16 protein-coding genes and 1 tRNA gene are annotated in these 17,440 nt (G+C 68.5%); 5 read left to right on the top strand and 12 right to left on the bottom strand.

Going from position 1 to position 17,440, the window contains the following annotated elements; genetic code table 11:
* Positions 1–6 precede the first annotated feature (6 nt).
* Together ACK5NO_RS06790 and rsmI are read right to left on the bottom strand one after the other, a co-directional pair.
* Positions 7–876: a D-alanyl-D-alanine carboxypeptidase family protein gene (locus ACK5NO_RS06790; protein WP_416811903.1), complete on the bottom strand. Its 870-nt coding sequence runs from the start codon at positions 874–876 to the stop codon at positions 7–9.
* Positions 869–1,723 carry a 16S rRNA (cytidine(1402)-2'-O)-methyltransferase gene (gene rsmI / locus ACK5NO_RS06785; protein ID WP_416811902.1) on the bottom strand — a complete coding sequence of 285 codons (855 nt, stop codon included), beginning with the start codon at positions 1,721–1,723 and terminating at the stop codon, positions 869–871. Before rsmI ends, ACK5NO_RS06790 begins: the two co-directional genes overlap by 8 nt.
* A gap of 197 nt (positions 1,724–1,920) precedes the next feature.
* Between rsmI and ddaH the strand changes: the two genes are divergently transcribed.
* From ddaH to ACK5NO_RS06770, 3 genes are all read left to right on the top strand, one after another.
* Entirely contained in the window at positions 1,921–2,790 is an 870-nt protein-coding gene (gene ddaH, locus ACK5NO_RS06780) for a dimethylargininase (protein WP_416811901.1), read from the top strand.
* Between the two features lie 108 nt (positions 2,791–2,898).
* Positions 2,899–4,416: a dolichyl-phosphate-mannose--protein mannosyltransferase gene (locus tag ACK5NO_RS06775; protein ID WP_416811900.1), complete on the top strand. Its 1,518-nt coding sequence runs from the start codon at positions 2,899–2,901 to the stop codon at positions 4,414–4,416.
* A 78-nt stretch (positions 4,417–4,494) separates the two neighbouring features.
* On the top strand, positions 4,495–5,697 hold the full coding sequence (locus ACK5NO_RS06770) for an AI-2E family transporter (protein WP_416811899.1): 1,203 nt from the start codon (positions 4,495–4,497) through the stop codon (positions 5,695–5,697).
* 247 nt (positions 5,698–5,944) lie between these two features.
* Here ACK5NO_RS06770 and ACK5NO_RS06765 read toward each other — a convergent pair whose 3' ends face one another.
* Both ACK5NO_RS06765 and ACK5NO_RS06760 read right to left on the bottom strand, forming a co-directional pair.
* Entirely contained in the window at positions 5,945–6,910 is a 966-nt protein-coding gene (locus tag ACK5NO_RS06765) for an FKBP-type peptidyl-prolyl cis-trans isomerase (protein ID WP_416811898.1), read from the bottom strand.
* Between the two features lie 130 nt (positions 6,911–7,040).
* The gene (locus ACK5NO_RS06760; protein WP_416812007.1) at positions 7,041–7,502 is read right to left on the bottom strand and encodes an Lrp/AsnC family transcriptional regulator; all 462 of its coding nucleotides are present in this window, start codon (positions 7,500–7,502) and stop codon (positions 7,041–7,043) included.
* A 173-nt stretch (positions 7,503–7,675) separates the two neighbouring features.
* On the opposite strand from ACK5NO_RS06760, the gene ACK5NO_RS06755 reads away from it, so the two are divergent.
* Complete coding sequence (locus ACK5NO_RS06755) at positions 7,676–8,758, top strand: ornithine cyclodeaminase (protein ID WP_416811897.1); 1,083 nt, start codon at positions 7,676–7,678, stop codon at positions 8,756–8,758.
* Here the strand turns inward: ACK5NO_RS06755 and ACK5NO_RS06750 are convergent.
* The 8 genes from ACK5NO_RS06750 to ACK5NO_RS06715 all read right to left on the bottom strand — a co-directional run bounded on the left by ACK5NO_RS06750 (position 8,727) and on the right by ACK5NO_RS06715 (position 16,636).
* Positions 8,727–9,689, bottom strand: a complete 963-nt coding sequence (locus ACK5NO_RS06750; RefSeq protein WP_416811896.1) for a lysylphosphatidylglycerol synthase domain-containing protein — start codon at positions 9,687–9,689, stop codon at positions 8,727–8,729. The genes ACK5NO_RS06755 and ACK5NO_RS06750 overlap by 32 nt on opposite strands.
* Positions 9,686–10,831: a polysaccharide pyruvyl transferase family protein gene (locus ACK5NO_RS06745; RefSeq protein ID WP_416811895.1), complete on the bottom strand. Its 1,146-nt coding sequence runs from the start codon at positions 10,829–10,831 to the stop codon at positions 9,686–9,688. Before ACK5NO_RS06745 ends, ACK5NO_RS06750 begins: the two co-directional genes overlap by 4 nt.
* A 5-nt stretch (positions 10,832–10,836) precedes the next feature.
* The gene (locus ACK5NO_RS06740; RefSeq protein ID WP_416811894.1) at positions 10,837–12,057 is read right to left on the bottom strand and encodes a glycosyltransferase; all 1,221 of its coding nucleotides are present in this window, start codon (positions 12,055–12,057) and stop codon (positions 10,837–10,839) included.
* A gap of 53 nt (positions 12,058–12,110) precedes the next feature.
* Entirely contained in the window at positions 12,111–14,447 is a 2,337-nt protein-coding gene (locus tag ACK5NO_RS06735; protein ID WP_416811893.1) for an AAA family ATPase, read from the bottom strand.
* A 60-nt stretch (positions 14,448–14,507) separates the two neighbouring features.
* The gene (locus ACK5NO_RS06730) at positions 14,508–15,281 is read right to left on the bottom strand and encodes a DUF6544 family protein (protein ID WP_416811892.1); all 774 of its coding nucleotides are present in this window, start codon (positions 15,279–15,281) and stop codon (positions 14,508–14,510) included.
* 200 nt (positions 15,282–15,481) lie between these two features.
* Complete coding sequence (locus tag ACK5NO_RS06725; protein WP_416811891.1) at positions 15,482–15,679, bottom strand: hypothetical protein; 198 nt, start codon at positions 15,677–15,679, stop codon at positions 15,482–15,484.
* Between the two features lie 104 nt (positions 15,680–15,783).
* Positions 15,784–15,859, bottom strand: a tRNA-Ala gene (locus ACK5NO_RS06720).
* A gap of 45 nt (positions 15,860–15,904) precedes the next feature.
* Positions 15,905–16,636: an SDR family NAD(P)-dependent oxidoreductase gene (locus ACK5NO_RS06715; RefSeq protein WP_416811890.1), complete on the bottom strand. Its 732-nt coding sequence runs from the start codon at positions 16,634–16,636 to the stop codon at positions 15,905–15,907.
* Between the two features lie 124 nt (positions 16,637–16,760).
* On the opposite strand from ACK5NO_RS06715, the gene ACK5NO_RS06710 reads away from it, so the two are divergent.
* On the top strand, positions 16,761–17,387 hold the full coding sequence (locus tag ACK5NO_RS06710; RefSeq protein WP_416811889.1) for an HdeD family acid-resistance protein: 627 nt from the start codon (positions 16,761–16,763) through the stop codon (positions 17,385–17,387).
* Positions 17,388–17,440: the final 53 nt, after the last annotated feature.

Raw genomic sequence — 17,440 nt, 5'->3', positions numbered from 1 at the left:
CCCCTCTCACTCGTAGTCGGGAGCGGGGTCGAGCCCAAACACCTCTTCCATGGCCGTGATGCCTTCATCGTGCATGGACGTGGCGAGTTCCACGCCCACGTAGCGCACGTGCCACGGCTCGTAGCGGTAGCCCGTGACCTCCTCGGTGCCCTGCAGGTAGCGAATGATGAAGCCGTACTCGTGGGCGTGCTGCGCGAGCCACTGACCCGCGGGCTCCTCACCAAAGCACTCCTTGAGGCGGCACGCCTGCGACGAGTACAGGTCCGCGGCCAGGCCCGTCTGGTGTTCCGAGTGGCCTGGCCGGGCGGAGAAGCGGTCCGCTCGGGTCTGGCCCCAGGTGGACACATAGTCCTGGTAAATGCTCTGTTGGAACCCGAACGGCCGATACGCCGTGCCCATGTTCAAGGAGTGGCCCTGCTCGCTGGCCGCCGCGCGCATGTCCGTCATCGCTTGCGCGGCCTCTGCCGTCATCTGCTGTCCCTCGATGGCGACCAGATCATCAGGGGTGAATCCCTCGGGCTCGAGACCGCGGCGCTTGTTGACGACCACCCAGATCGAGGCGGGGTCGTCGATCGAATGCTGCGTGAGGTCGATCCCTGCCGTGATGCGCCCCACCGCGGTCGCCGTCGGGCTAGGCGTGGCGGCCTCGGGGGCCGTGACGGCGCCCACGGTGGGGGCCGGGGTGGTGGTCGGCTGGGCCGTCACTGTCACGGTGGGTAGGGCCGATGCGTCGGCTGGCTCCGGGGCGCCGTCACCCCACAGGGCCCAGGCACCCGCGACGAGGCCCACTCCGACGAGGCCGTACCCGGTGTAGGTCGCCGCGCGCCTGCGTGTGCGCGCCGCTGGCGCGGTCGGTGCGCGGTGCGCCCTAGGCACGCGCACCGTCCGACTGCGACCGGGCGTCGAGGACGGCGGCGTACAGGTCGCGACGGCTCACGCCGCCTGCCTGAGCGAGATCCGCGACGGCATCCTTGGATCGTTCACCGGCCTCGATGCGGCTCAGCGCCTCGGCGACCAGGGTGTCGACGCTCGGTGCGGACGCGGGGCGACCCGCGACCACGATCACCATCTCGCCCCGGGGCTGCTCCTGACGCGCCCATGCGGCGAGCTCCGCGAGTGCACCGCGCTTGGTCTGCTCGTAGGTCTTGGTGAGCTCGCGGCTGACGGCAGCGGGCCGGTCTGCCCCCAACGCCGCCGCCATCGCCTCGAGGCTGTCCTCGAGACGGTGCGGGGCTTCGAAGAACACCATCGTGCGCGGCTCGGCCGCGAGCGCCGTCAAGGCTCGGGCCCGCTCACCGGCCTTGCGTGGCACGAAACCCTCGAAACAGAACCGGTCGGTGGCGAGGCCCGACAGCGCGAGGGCCGTCAGGACTGCGCTGGGCCCAGGGAGGACGGTGACGTCGACTCCTGCGGCGACGGCCGCCTCCACCAGGCGAAAGCCGGGGTCGGAAACGGTGGGCATCCCCGCATCGGACACCAACACGACAGTGTCGCCCGCGGCGGCGCGCTCGACCAGGCGCTCGGCCCTGTCCGCCTCGTTGTGGTCATGCACGGCGATCAACTCGCCGGCGATCTCGACCTCGAGGCGCCTGGCGAGATCCCGCGTGCGCCGAGTGTCTTCTGCGGCCACCACATCGGCTTGGGAGAGGGCCTGCTTCAGTCGCTCGGAAGCGTCACCGGCATTGCCAATGGGCGTGGCTGCCAGCAGGATGCGTCCGGTCATGGGACCAGCGTCTCATGGCCCACGCATCGGCCCGGCGACGGCCCAGCCGCTGCTCGCCGGCGGCTTGCCCCGGAGCCTAGTCAGCGCATCGGCCCGCAAGAATCCTTCGCTCCACCGGCGTTCGTCGCTCGATCCGTGCGCCGGTTGCTCAGTTTCTTGCGCGCTGGACTTGAGATGCTGAGCGGGAAGGAGGTGGCATGAGCAACCCCACCGCGGCCCGCGAGGCCAGAGCCCTGTCCGTGCTGATGTGTCGTCCCACGTATTTCACGGTGTCGTACTCGATCAATCCGTGGATGCATCCGGAGAACCCCACCGACACCTCGCGAGCGATCGCGCAGTGGGACGCCCTGGTGGCGACGTATCGGGAACTCGGCTTCGAGGTCGACTTCATCGACCCACTGCCGGGCCTGCCCGACATGGTGTTCGCGGCCAACGGCGGGCTCGTCGTGGACGGCCTGGCCTACACGGCTAACTTCCGCTACGACCAGCGCCGCCCCGAGGCAGGCGCGTACGCGGAGTGGTTCGCGGGCGCTGGCCTCACCGTGGCGGACGCGCAGTTCATCAATGAGGGCGAGGGCGACCTGCTCGTGGTGGGCGACGCGATCCTGGCGGGCACCGGATTCCGCTCGACGACGGAGTCCCACGCCGAACTCGCGGGGCTAGTCCGGCACCAGGTGATCCCGCTCACGCTCGTGCGCGACGACTTCTACCACCTCGACACCGCGCTCGCTGTGCTGGATGCGCGCCCCGGCCACGAGCAGATCGCGTACCTGCCGAGCGCCTTCGACGCGGCGAGTCTGGAGGTCCTGCGCTCGCGCTACCCCGACGCGATCGAGGCCAGCGAGGACGATGCGGCGGTGTTCGGACTCAACGCCGTCAGTGACGGACTGCATGTGGTGACCGCGGCCGCGGCGACGCACTTCCAGGCGCAATTGGCCGAGCGCGGCTTCGAGCCCATCGGCGTGGACATGTCGGAGTTGCGACTGTCTGGCGGTGGCGCCAAGTGCTGCACGCTGGAGATCCGCCGCCACCCCTCCACAAGTCAAATGGATCCATTTGCTGAGTAATGACGCGTCCCAACCCCGTCAAATGGATCCATTTGCTGAGTCGAGCGGCACCTCTTCCCCGTCAAATGGATCCATTTGACGGGGAAGAAGGGAACTAGGCTGGCGCGTGTGATCCTGGAAAGAGCCTGGCGCTGGCGCGTCGCCCTGATGGCCACCAGCGTGGGTGTCCTTGCCGCGATACTTCGTCTCGTGGGCCTTGCCTGGCCCCAGGCACTGGTTTTCGACGAGGTCTTCTACGCGCGCGGCGCCTACTCGCTGCTCGCTCTCGGATACGAGGGTGAGTGGGAAGGCGACAACCAGGACTTCGCCAACGGCGACTTCTCCCACCTGACCACGCAGGGCGACTACGTGGTGCATCCCATGGTGGGCAAAATGCTCATCGCACTGGGCATGCGCTGGTTTGGCCCCACCCCCTTTGGCTGGCGCTTCATGGCCGCCGTCGTCGGCATCGCCACCGTCGTCCTCGTCGCGCTGATCGCCCGCCAGCTCCTGCGTTCGACGCTGTGGGGTGGCGTCGCTGGCCTGCTGCTGGCCGTCGATGGCGAGCACATTGTGATGTCGCGCACCGCGATCCTCGACATCTTCCTCACGTTCTTTGTGGTGGCAGGCTTTGGCCTGCTCGTGGTCGACAGGGCACAGACGCGCGCCAAACTCATGCGCGCGGCACACGACGCTCGCAGCAGGCTCGAGATATCGCCCGATGCGCCCATCCCCGGCATGGGCCCTGGCACCGGGATCAGGTGGTGGCGTCTGGCGGCCATCGTCACGTTCGGCCTCGCAGCCGCAGTCAAGTGGTCCGGCCTATGGTTTGCCGCTGCCTTCCTCATCCTGTCCGTGATCTGGGACTGGGCAGACCGCCGCGATGCCAAGGTGGAGCTGTGGTTCTGGGGAGGCTTTGTCCGTGCCATCCCCGCGTTCTTCGCGACCGTGGTGTGGCTGCCCGTGACCTACGTCATCACCTGGTGGCCGTGGTTCGCCACAGACGGCAGCTACAACCGCCACTGGGCGGAGAACAATCCCGGCGAGGGCCTCACCTGGTTGCCCGACTCACTGAACTCGCTCCTCCACTATCACCTGCAGGCGTTCTCCTTCCACGAGGGCCTGGACAGCGCGCACAACTACGAGTCCAACCCGTGGTGGTGGCCCATCCAATACCGCCCCACGGCCTTCTACTTCGAGGACGTGCCCGACGCCGACTGCGGCGCCGAACGCTGCGTGAGCGCCATCCATGCGATCGGCAACCCAGCGCTGTGGTGGGTGGGCACGGCGGTTCTCATCTACGCGATCTGGCGTGTCATCCGCCACCGCGACCTGCTCGCGCTCACCGTCACGGTGGGCGTGCTCGCCGCGTGGATCCCGTGGCTTCCGTACGCGCACCGCACCATCTTCACCTTCTACACCGTTGCGATGGCACCCTTCATGGCGATCATGGTGGCCTGGGCGCTCAAACGGCTCGCTCAACCCGACCGCCTGCGCGGGGCGTTCGACCGCACCGGTGTGATCATCGCCGTAGTCTTCGTCGCGCTCGCCCTCATCCTCGCCGGGTTCTTCCTGCCCATCTGGACGGGCGACCCCATCCCCTTCCGCTACTGGCAGTGGCACATGTGGCTGCCCACCTGGGTGTAGCGCCCTCCCACCTTGCCCGGGCGGGCTCGGCGCGCGTGGCTCACGCGCATCGGCCGTGTGCGCTGGCACCATGAACGCATGGCCAAATCCAACGCCGATGCGCCGCCGCCCCAGTCCGTTCGCAAGGCCGCCAAGGTCAACCACGCGGCCAACGCCGCGCACGACGCGTCGCCACCCGCGTGGGTCAACAAGTTTGTCTGGACGGCGCTGTGGAAGGTCGTGGCGGTCGGCGTGATCGTGGCGCTTGGCGTCGCTATCGTGCTGCAACTCGTGCACCTGCTGTCGCTGCTGCTGATCTCGCTGTTCTTTGCGCTCGCGATTATCCCCGGCGTCGAGGCCCTCACCCGCCGCTTCAACATGCCCCGAGGCGCGGCAGTGGGCATCATCTTTCTCGCTGCACTGACCGTGGTGGTGCTGCTAGTGGCCGTGCTCATCCCCGCGATCGTCGAGTTTGCCAGCACCGTGAGTCGTAACTTCTCCACCTGGATTGCCACCCTCGATGGCTGGAGCAAGGACTACCTTGGCGGCGAGGTGATCGACCAAGAGGTGGCCGAACAGGCCGCCGCGCCCGTGCTGCGCGCGGTCCAAGAGTGGGGCGACAACGTGCTGGGGATCGTCGGCTCCGGGCTGGGCCTGGTGTTCGACCTGTTCACCATCATGACGTTCACCTTCTACTTCGCGGCCGACTTCCCGCGCCTGATGCGCGCGATCATGCGCCGCATGCCCCCCGAGCGTCAGGCTGTGGCGACGTGGGTAGCGCGCACCTCGATCGAGCAGACGGGCGGCTACTTCTATTCGCGCCTGCTGCTGATGCTCGTGTGCGGGTCGGGCGCGTTCCTGGTGATGATGATCCTGGGCCTGCCGCTCGTGTACGCGCTGCCGATGGCGCTGTTCATGGGATTCGTCTCGGAGTTCATCCCGTTTGTGGGCACCTACATTGGTGCGGCGATCCCGATCCTGGTGATGCTCGCCGTCCAGGGAGTGGTTCCTGCCGTGGTGCTCCTGGGCTACGTGCTCGTGTACCAGCAGGTCGAGAACTACGTCCTCAACCCCCGTCTGTCGTCCAAGACGATGGAACTCAACGGCGCGGTCGCTTTCGGTGGCGCCATCGCTGGTGGTGCCATCGCTGGGCCGATGGGCGCGTTCATGGCGCTACCCGTCGCGGCCCTGATCACCTCGATCGCCAAGAACACAGGACGCACCTACGAGGTCCTCGAGGACTCCGACGGCGACGGCCTTTCCGAGCACGAGACCACGCCGCGCGAGGCTGCGGAGAACTAAGCTCTCGTTGCTGGGTGGTCCGCGGGATCTGCGACAGTTCCGAACATCTTTGCGCCGACACGCCGTGGCGTTGGCGCCGTGCGGACCGTGGATCCCGCGTGTCGCGCCGCGAGTGTTCGGAACTGTCAGCAGGCGAACGCGCTAGCGACCCGCGACCCCGTGCCTTGGTGAACTGCGCACCACCCAGCAACGACGAACGCCGGCCACCCCTCACAGGGTGACCGGCGCTTGTCGTGAGCGGGAGTGCTCACTCCATCGTGTCGAGCAGGTCCACCACGAACACGAGGGTCGAGCCACCAGGGATGCTGGAGTTGCCCTCGTCGCCGTAGCCCAAGTCGGAGGGGATCACGAGCAGCACGCGGCTGCCAATGTTCACACCCTCGAGGCCCTGGATCCAGCCGTCGATCAGCATGCCTTCCACGAACTCGAAGGCGGCGGGGTAACCACGCGACCACGAGGAGTCGAAGGTCTCGCCGTCCCACAGCCAGCCGGTGTAGTTCACGGCCACGACGTCGCCCTGCTCGAGCGGCGCACCTTCGCCCTGGATGAGCGTCTCGGCGACCAGTTCCTCGGACTCAGTGGCGCCCTCGAAGGAGATGGTGGGGTCGCCCTCACCAAAGGTGACGGTGGGCAGGCCCTCGGTCGTGGGCTCGACCTCGGTGCCGGTGGCCGACTCGGGAACGTCGGCCATCACGGCGTCGACGGTGAGCGCCATCAGGACGGTGGACTCTTCCTCACTGGTGGAGGTGGTGCCCACGCTCGCGTAGATGATGTCCGAACCGGGCGTCGCGGCCAGGAAGGCGTTGTACAACTCGGGGTCGAAGAGGTTCTCCTCGACGTTGAGGTACTCGGGAGCCTCGTAGGAGTAGGTCGAGTACAGCTCGGAGCCGTCACTTCCGTCGACGATGGTGTAACTCACCTGGATGATGTCGCCAGCCTCGATGAGGTCGCCCTCACCCTCGTTGACGATCCGGGTCGAGGCCGCGGACACGGAACCGGGGGTCTCGAACTCTAGGGTCGGCACACCGGACTCGTCCTCGGTCCAGGTGATCTGCTCGAGCGTCGCGACGTCCGCTGCCGAACCGAAGTCCCCAGACTCGGCCGAGGGGGAGCCGCTCGTGGCGTCGGATTCGGGCTCTGCCGAGTCCGAGCAGCCGGCCAGCAGCAGGGTGGTCGCGGCAGCGGCCGCAACGAAACGTAGGGGCTTGTTCACTGGAAAGTGCTCCTCAGGTGGTTCACGGTCATGCGTCGGCGGATGCGGACACGACCGACGCAGCACAGGGACAACCGATGGGCCGCGCGAAAGGTTCCCGGCGAGTCCGATGGCCCGCCGGGAAATGACCCTATCGCGCCTGCTCGTCCAGCGTGTGCGCTGCATAGGGACCGAAAAGCCGAGACAACACGATGGCGGACCGCGTCGAATCCACCTGCGGCGCGAGCCGCACCTTCTCGAGCGCCACCTCAAGATGCGTCGGGCTCTGCGCTCGAATCCGCACAATCGCATCGGCGCTACCGGTCACGGTGAAGGCCTCGTCGACGTCGGGGATCTGGCTGAGGATCCGGGTGAGTTCTGCAGGCGCGACGGTGCCGCGGCAGAACAACTCGACATAGGCCTCGGTGGAGCGGTTCTCGATCTGCGGGTCGATCAGGGTGGTGAACCCCTGAATGATGCCGTCGGCGACCATGCGGTCAACGCGCCGCTTGACGGCGGACGGGGACAGGCCCACCTCGTCGCCGATGTGCGCGAAACTCGCGCGACCGTCCTCCCTCAACAAGCCCAGGATGCGTCGGTCCAGTCCGTCCACGCTCATCGATCCCCCTCGGATGCTCGTCTGTGCACGATGCGCCACCTGCACGCAAGTTCCGTGCGCCCAGCACCGAGACTACGCAAGGAAGACTCCGTCCTGTCAAGAAACCGGCACGACGTCCTTGCGAGACTGGAAGCAGCACGACAGCACACCGCACACAGGAGGCCCCCATGGTCGAGTTCGTCAGTGTCGAGTCCATGCGCCACTGGGTCGCGCGCGAGGGCGCGGAGCACCTCATCGCCCAGCTCGCCGGCGTCGTCGAGGCCGACCTACGTCGCTGGCGCCGCTTTGAACGCGTCCCACGTATCGCGTCCCACTCTCCCGTGGGCGTGATCGAACTGATGCCCACGTCCGACGGCACTCACTACGCCCTCAAGGTCGTCAACGGCCACCCCGACAACCCAGCGCGGGATCTGCAGACGGTCGCGGCCTTCGGAGTCCTCGCGGACGTCGACACCGGCTACCCGCTGATGATCTCCGAGATGACCATCCTCACCGCCCTGAGGACCGCCGCGACGTCGGCGGTGGCGGCACGCGCCCTCGCCCGACCGAGCGGCCGCAACCTGGCGCTCATCGGCGCGGGCAGCCAGGCGGAGTTCCAGGCACTCGCCATGCGCGCAGCCGTGGGTATCGATGCCGTCACCGTGTGGGACACCGACCCGGCGGCCATGGACAAGGTCGCCCGCAACCTCCACGGAAGCGGCCTGAGGATCCGCCTCGCGAGCAGCGCGGCCGATGCGGTGGCTGGCGCAGACATCGTGACCACCTGCACGGCCGACAAAGCCAACGCCACGGTTCTGACGGCGGACATGATCGAGCCAGGCATGCACCTCAACGCGATCGGCGGCGACTGCCCCGGCAAGACGGAGCTCGACGCACACATCCTTCACGACGCCCACCTCGTGGCGGTCGAGTTCGAGCCCCAGACCCGCATCGAGGGCGAGATTCAGCAGGTCTCTCCCGACTTCCCGGTCACGGCCTTGTGGGACATCCTCACGGGCGACGCCCCTGGCAGGACGGCCGATGCGCAGGTCACCATCTTCGATTCCGTGGGCTTTGCACTCGAGGACTTCAGCGCCTTGCGCTTTGTCAGGGATGCGCTGCACGGCACCGACCTCATGGAGGACATTGACCTGGTGGCCGAGCCTTCCGACCCCAAGGACCTCTTTGGCTACACGCAGGGGTCGCACGCCGGGCAGGAATCGCAGCCAGGCTTCGCGTTCAGCGCGTCGGCGCGGTCCTTGCCAGCGTGACCGCGAGCGCCCAGAACAGCAGGTCGCACGCCGCGGACCACACGCGACTGAGCAGCACCACGAGCGCGGCGGTCGGCGCGGGCAGGATCACCAGCAGCAGCGCCATCTGAGTCGCATCGCGCGTGCCAAGTCCGCTCGGCACCAGCGGTGTGAGCATGCCGACCACGCCGGACAACCCGAACGCCCCCACCAAGAACAGCAGGTCCGCGTAGCCCACCTCGGGCACCACGGAGCGCATGAGCAGCGCATATCCCAACCCCGACACGAGCGCCCCACCGCCGTACAGCGCGAGCGAGTCGCGCACCACGGGCCAGTCCACGGCGACGGAGATGTCGCGCCTCAGCGCGCGCGCCCCGAGCGCCAGCAGTCGGTTGAATACCGGTGGGATCATCGCGACGAATCCCGCGAGCGCACCCGCGACGGCGATCCAGCGCAGCACTGGCGCAATCTCGCCGATCCTCGGGTCCACCGCGAGCATCGCGAGCGATACTGCCGCGACCGCGACCACCTGGGCGGCGGCTTCCACGAGAGTCGACACGGCCAGCCGCGCCTTGGAAATGCCCTGCTCCGCGGCCAGGTAGATCTTGCCTGCGATCCACGGGATGGTGCCGGGGATGTAGCGCGCAAGCCAGGCTTTCGCGTAGATGTCGCCCATCACCCTGAAGCGCGGCAGGTGGTCCGCGCCCAAGCGGGTCAGCACCACGCGCCACACGATCACGCCCAGGTACCGGAAGCCCAGCGCGATCACCGTTGCGGCCGCCATCCAGCCCCAGCCCACCTCGATGTCGTCGAGCGCATGCCAGTCGACGGTCGCGAGAAAGTACCCGAAGGCGGCGACCACGGCCGCATAGAACGCCCACTTCACGGCCGTCATCCAGGGCCGATGCGCGGGCTGGCTCCCACCCTCCGCCGTCACCTCATCCGTGGTCACGGCGCAACCGCCGCGGCAAAGTCGGCGCGCAGGCGCGCCCGCATGGCCGCGAGCGCGGCGGCGGAGCGCTCGGCCTGCGCGGAGTCGTCCACGACGGCGTCCGCCATGGAGCGGAAGTCAGCGAGCGCATCGGCTTCCAAGAGCCGTTCGATGGGGCGGGTGTAGCCGGCCGCGCCCACCTGGTCGGCATAGAGCCTGCCCTTGTCGACGTAAAAGTAGGTCACCGTGGGCACGCCCACGGAGGTCGCGACGATTCCGGCGTGCAGGCGCAACGCCACCAGCAGGTCCGCCCCGGCGTACACGGAGCGCAACTGTTCGGGCCCTAGGTCGTCGGCGGCGAGCACCGTCACGGCCTCAGGGCGCGCGGCGCGGGCCGCGAGCGCCATGGCAAAGTCCGGGTCCTGGCCCATGTGCATGGGGGCGAGCACCACGGCGCCGACCGTCGCGACCAGGTGGTCGATCATGTCGACGATCCGGTCGCCGAGCAGCTGAGCATCGGGCGAGACCTGCTCACGACGCCAGCGGTGGGGCAGCCAGCCGCCCTTGCGGTAGTGGAACCATTCGCGAGGCGCGACGATCGCGTAGCGCGGCGCGGGCCGCTCGACCTCGACCAGGTCGGTTGCGTACACCGCGCAGTCGAAGCTCGCGGTGACCTTGTGGGCGACAACGCCCCAGGCCAACAACTTGTCGCGGGACTCCTCGTCGCGGGTGAGGAACGCACGGCAGCGGCCCACGGTCGCGGCGACCAACCGCCGACTCGACGGCGCCGAGGTGGGCCCGATCCCCTGGAAGACGCCCACGAGGTTGCGGTTCGCCAGCCGCACGGCCGCCATCTTCACGGCCCAATACCAGACGCCCAAGCGGTTGGTGTAGTCCTTGAGCAGCTCCCCTCCGCCCCACAGCACCAGGTCGGCGGACCGCGCGGCGCGCATGAGCCGCACGAGCGCGAACGGCGACAGCGAGTGGATGTCCTGGTCGAGCACACGGGCCCCGTACCAGGCGGCATCGCGCTCTGGATGCTGGGAGATGAGCGTCACCTGCGCGCCCGGCAGAGTGTCCCGGATCAGCCCCAGCAGGCCCGCCGCGATGGCACGGTCGCCACGGTTCGCGGCCAGGTCGGAGTTGATGACGAGCACCTTCACGCCGGTCATCCTTCCACGGCGCGCGCCCTGGTCGCGGCGCGCAGTCGCCCGAGAGTGACCGGCGCGAGGGCTTCCCAGGTGAGGCCCTCGGCCCGCTCGCGCGCGGCCCTCGCACGACTCGCGCGCTGCGCGGCCGGAGCGGTCATCGCCTCGATCAGGGCCGATGCGAGGGCTGGGGCCTCGCCCGCCGGCACCAGGGTCACGACGTCGGCGAGCAGGTCCTGGGCGCCCGAGGCGTCGGAGGCCACCACGAGCGCGCCCCGCGCAATCGCCTCGAGCGCGGCGACGGGCAGGCCATCGGCGTCGCCATCGGAGGCCACCACGGAGGGCACCGCTACCACGCCGGCCTGTGCCTCGATCGCGGCCTTGGCCTGACCGGTCACGTAGCCGTGGAACTGAACCCCCTCGAGGGGTGCGGCGAGCGCCTCGAGTTGCTCGCGCATCGGCCCTTCTCCGCCAAGAAGCAACCGGGCATCGGGGACGGCAGCGCGCACGGCGGGCCAGGCCTCGAGCAGCACGTGAATGCCCTTTTTCTCCACCAGGCGCGCGATCACGGCAACCGTGTGAGGGTCGCCCTCGATCGCGGCGGCGGCGTGAATGCCCATGGGCTCAATGTCCAGGCGCGCGGCGAGCGCCTCGCGCTCGGCACCGTCGAAGAAGGCGAGCAACTTGTCCGCGGTCTGGCGGCTGACGGCCGTCGCGAAGGCCGCGCGCGAGGTGACGCGTCGCACGATCCTGGTGCCCAGCGGTCCCAGGCGGCGCAGCACGGCCACGTCAGAGGCGTGGGTGGTGAAGCCAAACGGCACCCCGGCCCGGCGTGCCACCCCTGCGGCGACGATCGCTTGCGGCGTGAACCAGTGGGCGAGGATCACGTCGGGACGGTGGACACCGACCGCACTCGCGAGCGCGCGCCGCTCCCCCGCAAACAGCATCGGGACCGCGGCGGCCATGGCCTTGTGGGCACGGATGGCGGGCATGATGCCGTGGGCGGTCAAGGTCTCCAGGCGCCGCGGGGCATACCCAAAGCGCTCTTGGGTGACGCGGCTGTCGGCACTTTCGGCGCGCGGCCAGGTCAGGCGGCGCGACACGGGAGTGTGCGGGGCGAGCACGGTGACGGTCACGGCGGGGTCGGCGGCCGCAAGAGAGAGGGCCTGGTCGAGCACAAAGCGCGGCACGGCGTCGGCCTCATGGGCCGGCACCGTGGAGGCGACCACCAGGATCTTCACGGCTCAACGGTAGTGGTTGGCGGCGGTGAGGCAGTGAGGCTCGGGCGGCGACGTCAGGCGGGTGCTTGGTCGGCGACGCGGTCCTCGACCCACCCCAGGAACTCGTGGGCGTCGATCACGGGCTTGCCGTACTCGGCGGCCTTGCGGGCCTTGCCCGACTGCGTGCCGCGCTCGGCGACCACCAGCACGTCGGTGCGGGTCTTGGTGACGGTGTCGACGGGGGCCAGGCCCACGCCGCGCGCGATGGCCTTCATGCGCTCGCGGTCCATGAGGCCGTGGGTAGAGGTCATGACGGTGCCGGTGAAGCACACGCGCGTGCCGGCGCTGAGGAGGTCGGCGATGCTGAGGGGCGCGGCGATCTCGACGGTGGGGTCAAGAATGGCGACCCCAAAGTGGTCCTCAGCGGCGCGAATCCGGTCGAGCACGGCTTGATCGCGGTCGATGACCCTGCCCCAGGCCGTCTCGAGCAGCCCACCGAGCACGGCCGCGGGGTCGTCTTCGGCGGACAAGTTGCCGCCCACGACGAAGCCCTCCGGACCGCCAATGCCGAACTCGCCCGTGGTGCGCGCGAGCAGGTAGCCCCGCCCGCGAGGCAGGGCGCTAAAGCCCGTACCTTGGAGCGCGAGCCGCTCCTCCTTGAACTCGTGCCAGCGGGCGGCGCCGTCACGGATCGCGCGCGCCCGTTCGAGCGCGGTGGGGGCCTTGAGCCGCTCGCGTTCCTCGGCGACGAACGCGCCCACTGGCACCTCGACGCCTAGCGCCATGGGTTCCACGTGACCGTTGCGCTTGAGTTCGAAGTCGATCCACGACAGCGCCTGGTCGATCCCCACGCCCACGGGCACGCGGCCAGCGAGCAGGGGCGACAGCGAGGCCCACGCCTCGGCGAGGACGGGCGCGAGTTGCACGTCCCTTGTGGTGAGGCCGTATTGCGATTGGGCCTCATACAGGTCGCTCGTGGGGTTGACCACCGTGGTGGCCTCGTCGCCATCATCAGTCACCACGGCAATTTCGATCGGTCGCGGACGGTATCGGTCCCCGACGGAACCCACCGTGAGCATCGCCACGTACGCCTCCCCTACCGCAGCGGCGTCGCTGTGCCCGCTGGACGCCAAAAAGCGCCTGATACGCGCATCGGTCTTGAGGTCGCGCGGCAACACGTTGCGCCGCAGTACCAAGCCCTTGAGGCTCGTGCAACGGCTGAGCGCCACGTACAGCTGCCCGTTGGCGAAGGTGCCGCCGGTGAGGTCGACCACGACGTTGTCGAGGGTCTGGCCCTGGCTCTTGTGGATGGTGATGGCCCACGCGAGCTTCATGGGCAACTGGGTGAAGGCGCCCACGATCTCGCGTCCCAGCCCGCTTCCCGTCACCGTGGGCCGGGTGATGTCCCAGGTGTGGGGCGTGACATCGAAGGTGTCGCCCTCCCTGGTCTGGACGCGGGCCACGGGGCCCTCGCGAGTGTCCTTCAGGGAGACGATGCGCCCGATAGTGCCGTTCACCCACCGGTCGTAGGGGTCATTGCTGAGCAGCATCACCTGGGCGCCCTCGGCCAGTTCGAGGACCTCGTCGGTCGGCAATTCGAAGCCATCGGTGTCGCCTGTGAGGCGCCCTCGGATCTTCCACACGGGGGCGTCGAGCCGCTCGAGCATCTGGCGATTGCGGGAACGCACAATCCTGTTGGTGGTGGCCAGGGTCAGCCACATCTCATCGGTGGGCGGCTCAAAGTGGGGATCGGTACGCAGGTTCAGTTCGCGCCTGGCATCCTCCAGCAGGGCGCCCTCGCGCACGGCGTTGAGGATGTCGACCAACTGGGCGTCGCCGTGCTGGCGGAACACGTGCGTGAGCTCGACCAGCCTGAACGCCTGCGAGTCGAAGGACCGCGCGGAGAAAAAGTAGGGCGTGCCGTAGTGGTCGTCAAAGTAGTCGACCTCGTCGTCGCGCACCACGGGAGGCAACTGGTGCAGGTCGCCGACGAGCACCAGTTGCACGCCGCCAAACTGCTGGCCGGGCCGCGGACCAAACCTCTCGAGAGCCGCCGCGAGCGCGTCGAACAGGTCCGCTCGCACCATCGACGCCTCGTCGATGATGAGGACCTCGAGCTCCTTGAGCGTGGCGGCAAAGCGCCCCGGGTAGTACCGCTCCGAACGCACGGACTGCGCACTCACGCTCGGAGGGAACGAGAACAGGCGGTGGATGGTGAAGCCGTCCACGTTGAGCGCCGCAATGCCCGTAGGCGCGACCGTGACGACCCGCCTGCCCGTAGTCGCTAAGAAGTGGCGGATCAGCGTGGACTTACCGGTACCCGCGCGGCCCGTGAGGAACAGGTGATGACCGTCGCGCAGCAACGACAGGGCGCGAGAGAACTCATCCGTGATCTCGAGCGGTGCGCCCATGGTGCTGCCTCGCTTTGCCGTGGCGGTGGTGGACCACAGAGTACGCGGGGCCGCGGCGGCCTAGTGAAAAACGGCCGAGTCGATTTCCATCTCGATGAATGGCTCGCCGCCCTGGTCGAGGTTCCAGCCCGCCTCCATGCGGGCAGGGAGTCGGAAGCCATCACCATCGCGCACACCTTCGCAGCGCACCACAAAGTTGTGCATGGCGAAAGCCCCTCTGTCGGGATTGCCCCAGCGGGGCACTCTCACGGTGCGGAGCAGTCCGTCCTGATCCACGTCGATCTCGACGCCGTGGGCCGTGCCGTCAATGTGGATGTGTGCGATCGCCCGGTGCTCGTCGACCGGGGCCCAGGCAACCGCAGGGTGGAGCGCAGCCGCAGGCGTGAGCACCAGCTCGCTTGCGAGGCGCCCCGCCGCGCTACGCGTGACGTCCGCATCCGATGCGGCCACCACGGGGATGACTCCTCCGAGGCGCCAGCGCATCTGCCCTTCTGCTCGGGTATAGCGATCGAAGCCCGTCACCGCGACAGGGCCGATGCGCGCGCGGGCTGACCACACGAAGCCGACCCCTGCAGCGATCACCTGCCGAGCGGTGTAGGGCCGCCACGCCCCCACCCGGATGCGCCCGTGAGACCCGATGGACGCTGTGGTCGACAGCGGCACCTCCGACGGCACTGAGTGAGAGATCCACCGCTTCACTGGCACGGGCAGCGTGTCGACCACTTGGGCAGCGATCGGACTCAGCGGGTCACGGTGGGCGGCAACCCAGTGCCACTCAGCGGCGATCTGCCGCGCGGCCCGAGGGATGGCAAGCGAAGGTGGCCCCTGATTCACGTTTGCGAGCGTAGCGACGCACCCCATCGACGGTAGGTGCCGAGGTCCCGGGTCCACCACCAGACGGTGAGGGGCGACGAACTGTCTCGTGACGGGACTGGGGTTGACCCCACCCCACTTCGCACTCGCACTCGCGCGAGCACGCCGCCTGCCACCTCGCACACCCCGAATACGGCCGCGGCCTTGCAGTGCTTGCGGCTCTACAGCACGGCCAGGGTGATCGACCCGCAAAGGAGGACGAGAGTCGCGACAAGGATGAAGCCCCACCAGCGACCCGAAGGCATGGGCGGCACGCACGCGACAAACCATGCGACGCCAAGAGCGACCGCGCCAGCCGCCGTGCCCCAGCGATTCGGGCGTTCGATGAAGTGGCCGCGACGAGTATGGATGATGCGCATGGGGCCATGGGTAGCGTGAGCCTGTCAATCACGAACGGCTAGCGGCCTCACGGCTCACTACGCGCGAAGCCCCCGGAATCCGCTGAGATTCCGGGGGCTTTCCTTGGTGGAGCTGAGGGGAATCGAACCCCTGACCTTCTCATTGCGAACGAGACGCGCTACCAACTGCGCCACAGCCCCAAAGTGCTCAGATAGGTTATCACCTGCGGAGCACTGCCCTGCAACTCACTCCCGGTGCACCACCTGCGCGGAGGTCTGGTCGCGCGCGAGCATGAGGATCTGGTCGATGTTCACGTGCGAGGGGCGGGACGCGACCCATGCGACGGCCTCGGCGATGTCCTGCGCCTGCATGGGCGTGCAGCCCTCGTAGACCTTGGCGGCCTTGGCCTCGTCGCCGCCAAAGCGCACCACCGAGAACTCGGTCTCCACCATGCCGGGGTCGATCTCGCTCACGCGCACCGGCTGGCCCAGCAGCTCGATGCGCAGCACTCTGGTGAGGGCCGCGACCGCGTGCTTGGAGGCGTTGTAGCCGCCGCCGCCGCGGTACGGCTCGCGCGCCGCGATGGAGCCAATCGTGATGACCTGGCCGTCGCCCGACTCGATCAGCTTGGGAAGCAGCGCCCGCGTCACCCGCAGGGTGCCCATCACGTTCATCTCCCACATGCGCTGCCACTCGTCGTCGTCCGACTCGGCGATCGAGGCCGTCCCGAGTGCGCCGCCAGCGTTGTTCAGCAGCAGGTCGCAGGCGGGGATCGCATCACAGAAGGTCGCCACGGAGGCAGCGTCCGTCACATCAAGCGGCAGCGCCGTGCCACCGATCTCCTCCGCGAGCGCCTCGAGCCTGTCCATGCGGCGAGCCCCGACCACGACGTGCCATCCCTCCGCGGCGAGAGCCCTCGCGCTCGCCGCACCAATCCCACTGGACGCTCCGGTCACCACCGCCATCTTTGCCGCCATCGCATTTGCTCCTCGTCTCGGCACATCCTTATCCCCTTAAGTATTGCTCCACGGCACCACCACCCACGCTCGCGGGCGTCCACGCGCTAGCCTCGTCCAAGGGGGCACACACCAGGAGGTTCACATGTCTCAGCACGAACGCCCGCAGTACACCGTCGACGGTGTCGCCGTGAACGCCGAACAGCTCGGTCGCGTCGCCATCGGCTTTGCCCGCTCGGTCATGGGCATCCTGGGACTCATCGCGGTTGCGGCAGGTGTCGCGCTCATGGTGTGGCCAGGCCCGACCCTGGTGGTCCTCGGCGCCCTCACAGGAGCCTTCTTCACCCTCACTGGCGTGGTGCGCATCGGCCTGGGAATCTTCATGCGGGGCGTGCCCACCGGCTTCCAAGTCCTCAACGTCATCATGGGCCTGTTCCTGCTGTTCAGCGGCGTCGTGATCCTCAAGAACCTCACCGCCGCGACCGGCGTACTGACGGTGATCGTCGTGGTCCTCATCGGCATCAGCTGGATCATCGAAGGTGTCACGACCCTGCTCGAGACCGGCCGCGGCCACGGCTCGCGATTCGGTTGGGCCCGTGGCGGCATCGCCATCCTCGCGGGTGTCGTGGTGCTCGTGGTGCCCACCTGGTCGGCCATGGCGCTGGTGATCGTCACGGGCGTCTCGCTCGTCCTGCTCGGCCTTGCGGGACTCACCCAGGCCTACCTGCTGGGCAAGGCCGTGCCCAAGGGGCCCGTCACGCTCGACCAGTAAGCGCATCGGCCACCACGGCAGAGGGCCGATGCGCCCGTCACCTGACCGTCACA

It is taken from the genome of Demequina sp., from assembly GCF_047975725.1.
Taxonomy (GTDB): domain Bacteria; phylum Actinomycetota; class Actinomycetes; order Actinomycetales; family Demequinaceae; genus Demequina.
The sequence above is the reverse complement of the archived record's forward strand: the minus strand, read 5'-3'. Positions and strand labels throughout refer to the sequence as shown.

Excerpts from the sequence above, each read along its gene's own strand:
- rsmI (WP_416811902.1), bottom strand. The coding sequence starts at position 1,723 with ATGACCGGACGCATCCTGCTGGCAGCCACGCCCATTGGCAATGCCGGT.
- ddaH (WP_416811901.1), top strand. The coding sequence starts at position 1,921 with ATGAGCAACCCCACCGCGGCCCGCGAGGCCAGAGCCCTGTCCGTGCTG.
- ACK5NO_RS06770 (WP_416811899.1), top strand. The coding sequence starts at position 4,495 with ATGGCCAAATCCAACGCCGATGCGCCGCCGCCCCAGTCCGTTCGCAAG.
- ACK5NO_RS06755 (WP_416811897.1), top strand. The coding sequence starts at position 7,676 with ATGGTCGAGTTCGTCAGTGTCGAGTCCATGCGCCACTGGGTCGCGCGC.
- ACK5NO_RS06735 (WP_416811893.1), bottom strand. The coding sequence starts at position 14,447 with ATGGGCGCACCGCTCGAGATCACGGATGAGTTCTCTCGCGCCCTGTCG.
- ACK5NO_RS06725 (WP_416811891.1), bottom strand. The coding sequence starts at position 15,679 with ATGCGCATCATCCATACTCGTCGCGGCCACTTCATCGAACGCCCGAAT.
- ACK5NO_RS06715 (WP_416811890.1), bottom strand. The coding sequence starts at position 16,636 with ATGGCGGCAAAGATGGCGGTGGTGACCGGAGCGTCCAGTGGGATTGGT.
- ACK5NO_RS06710 (WP_416811889.1), top strand. The coding sequence starts at position 16,761 with ATGTCTCAGCACGAACGCCCGCAGTACACCGTCGACGGTGTCGCCGTG.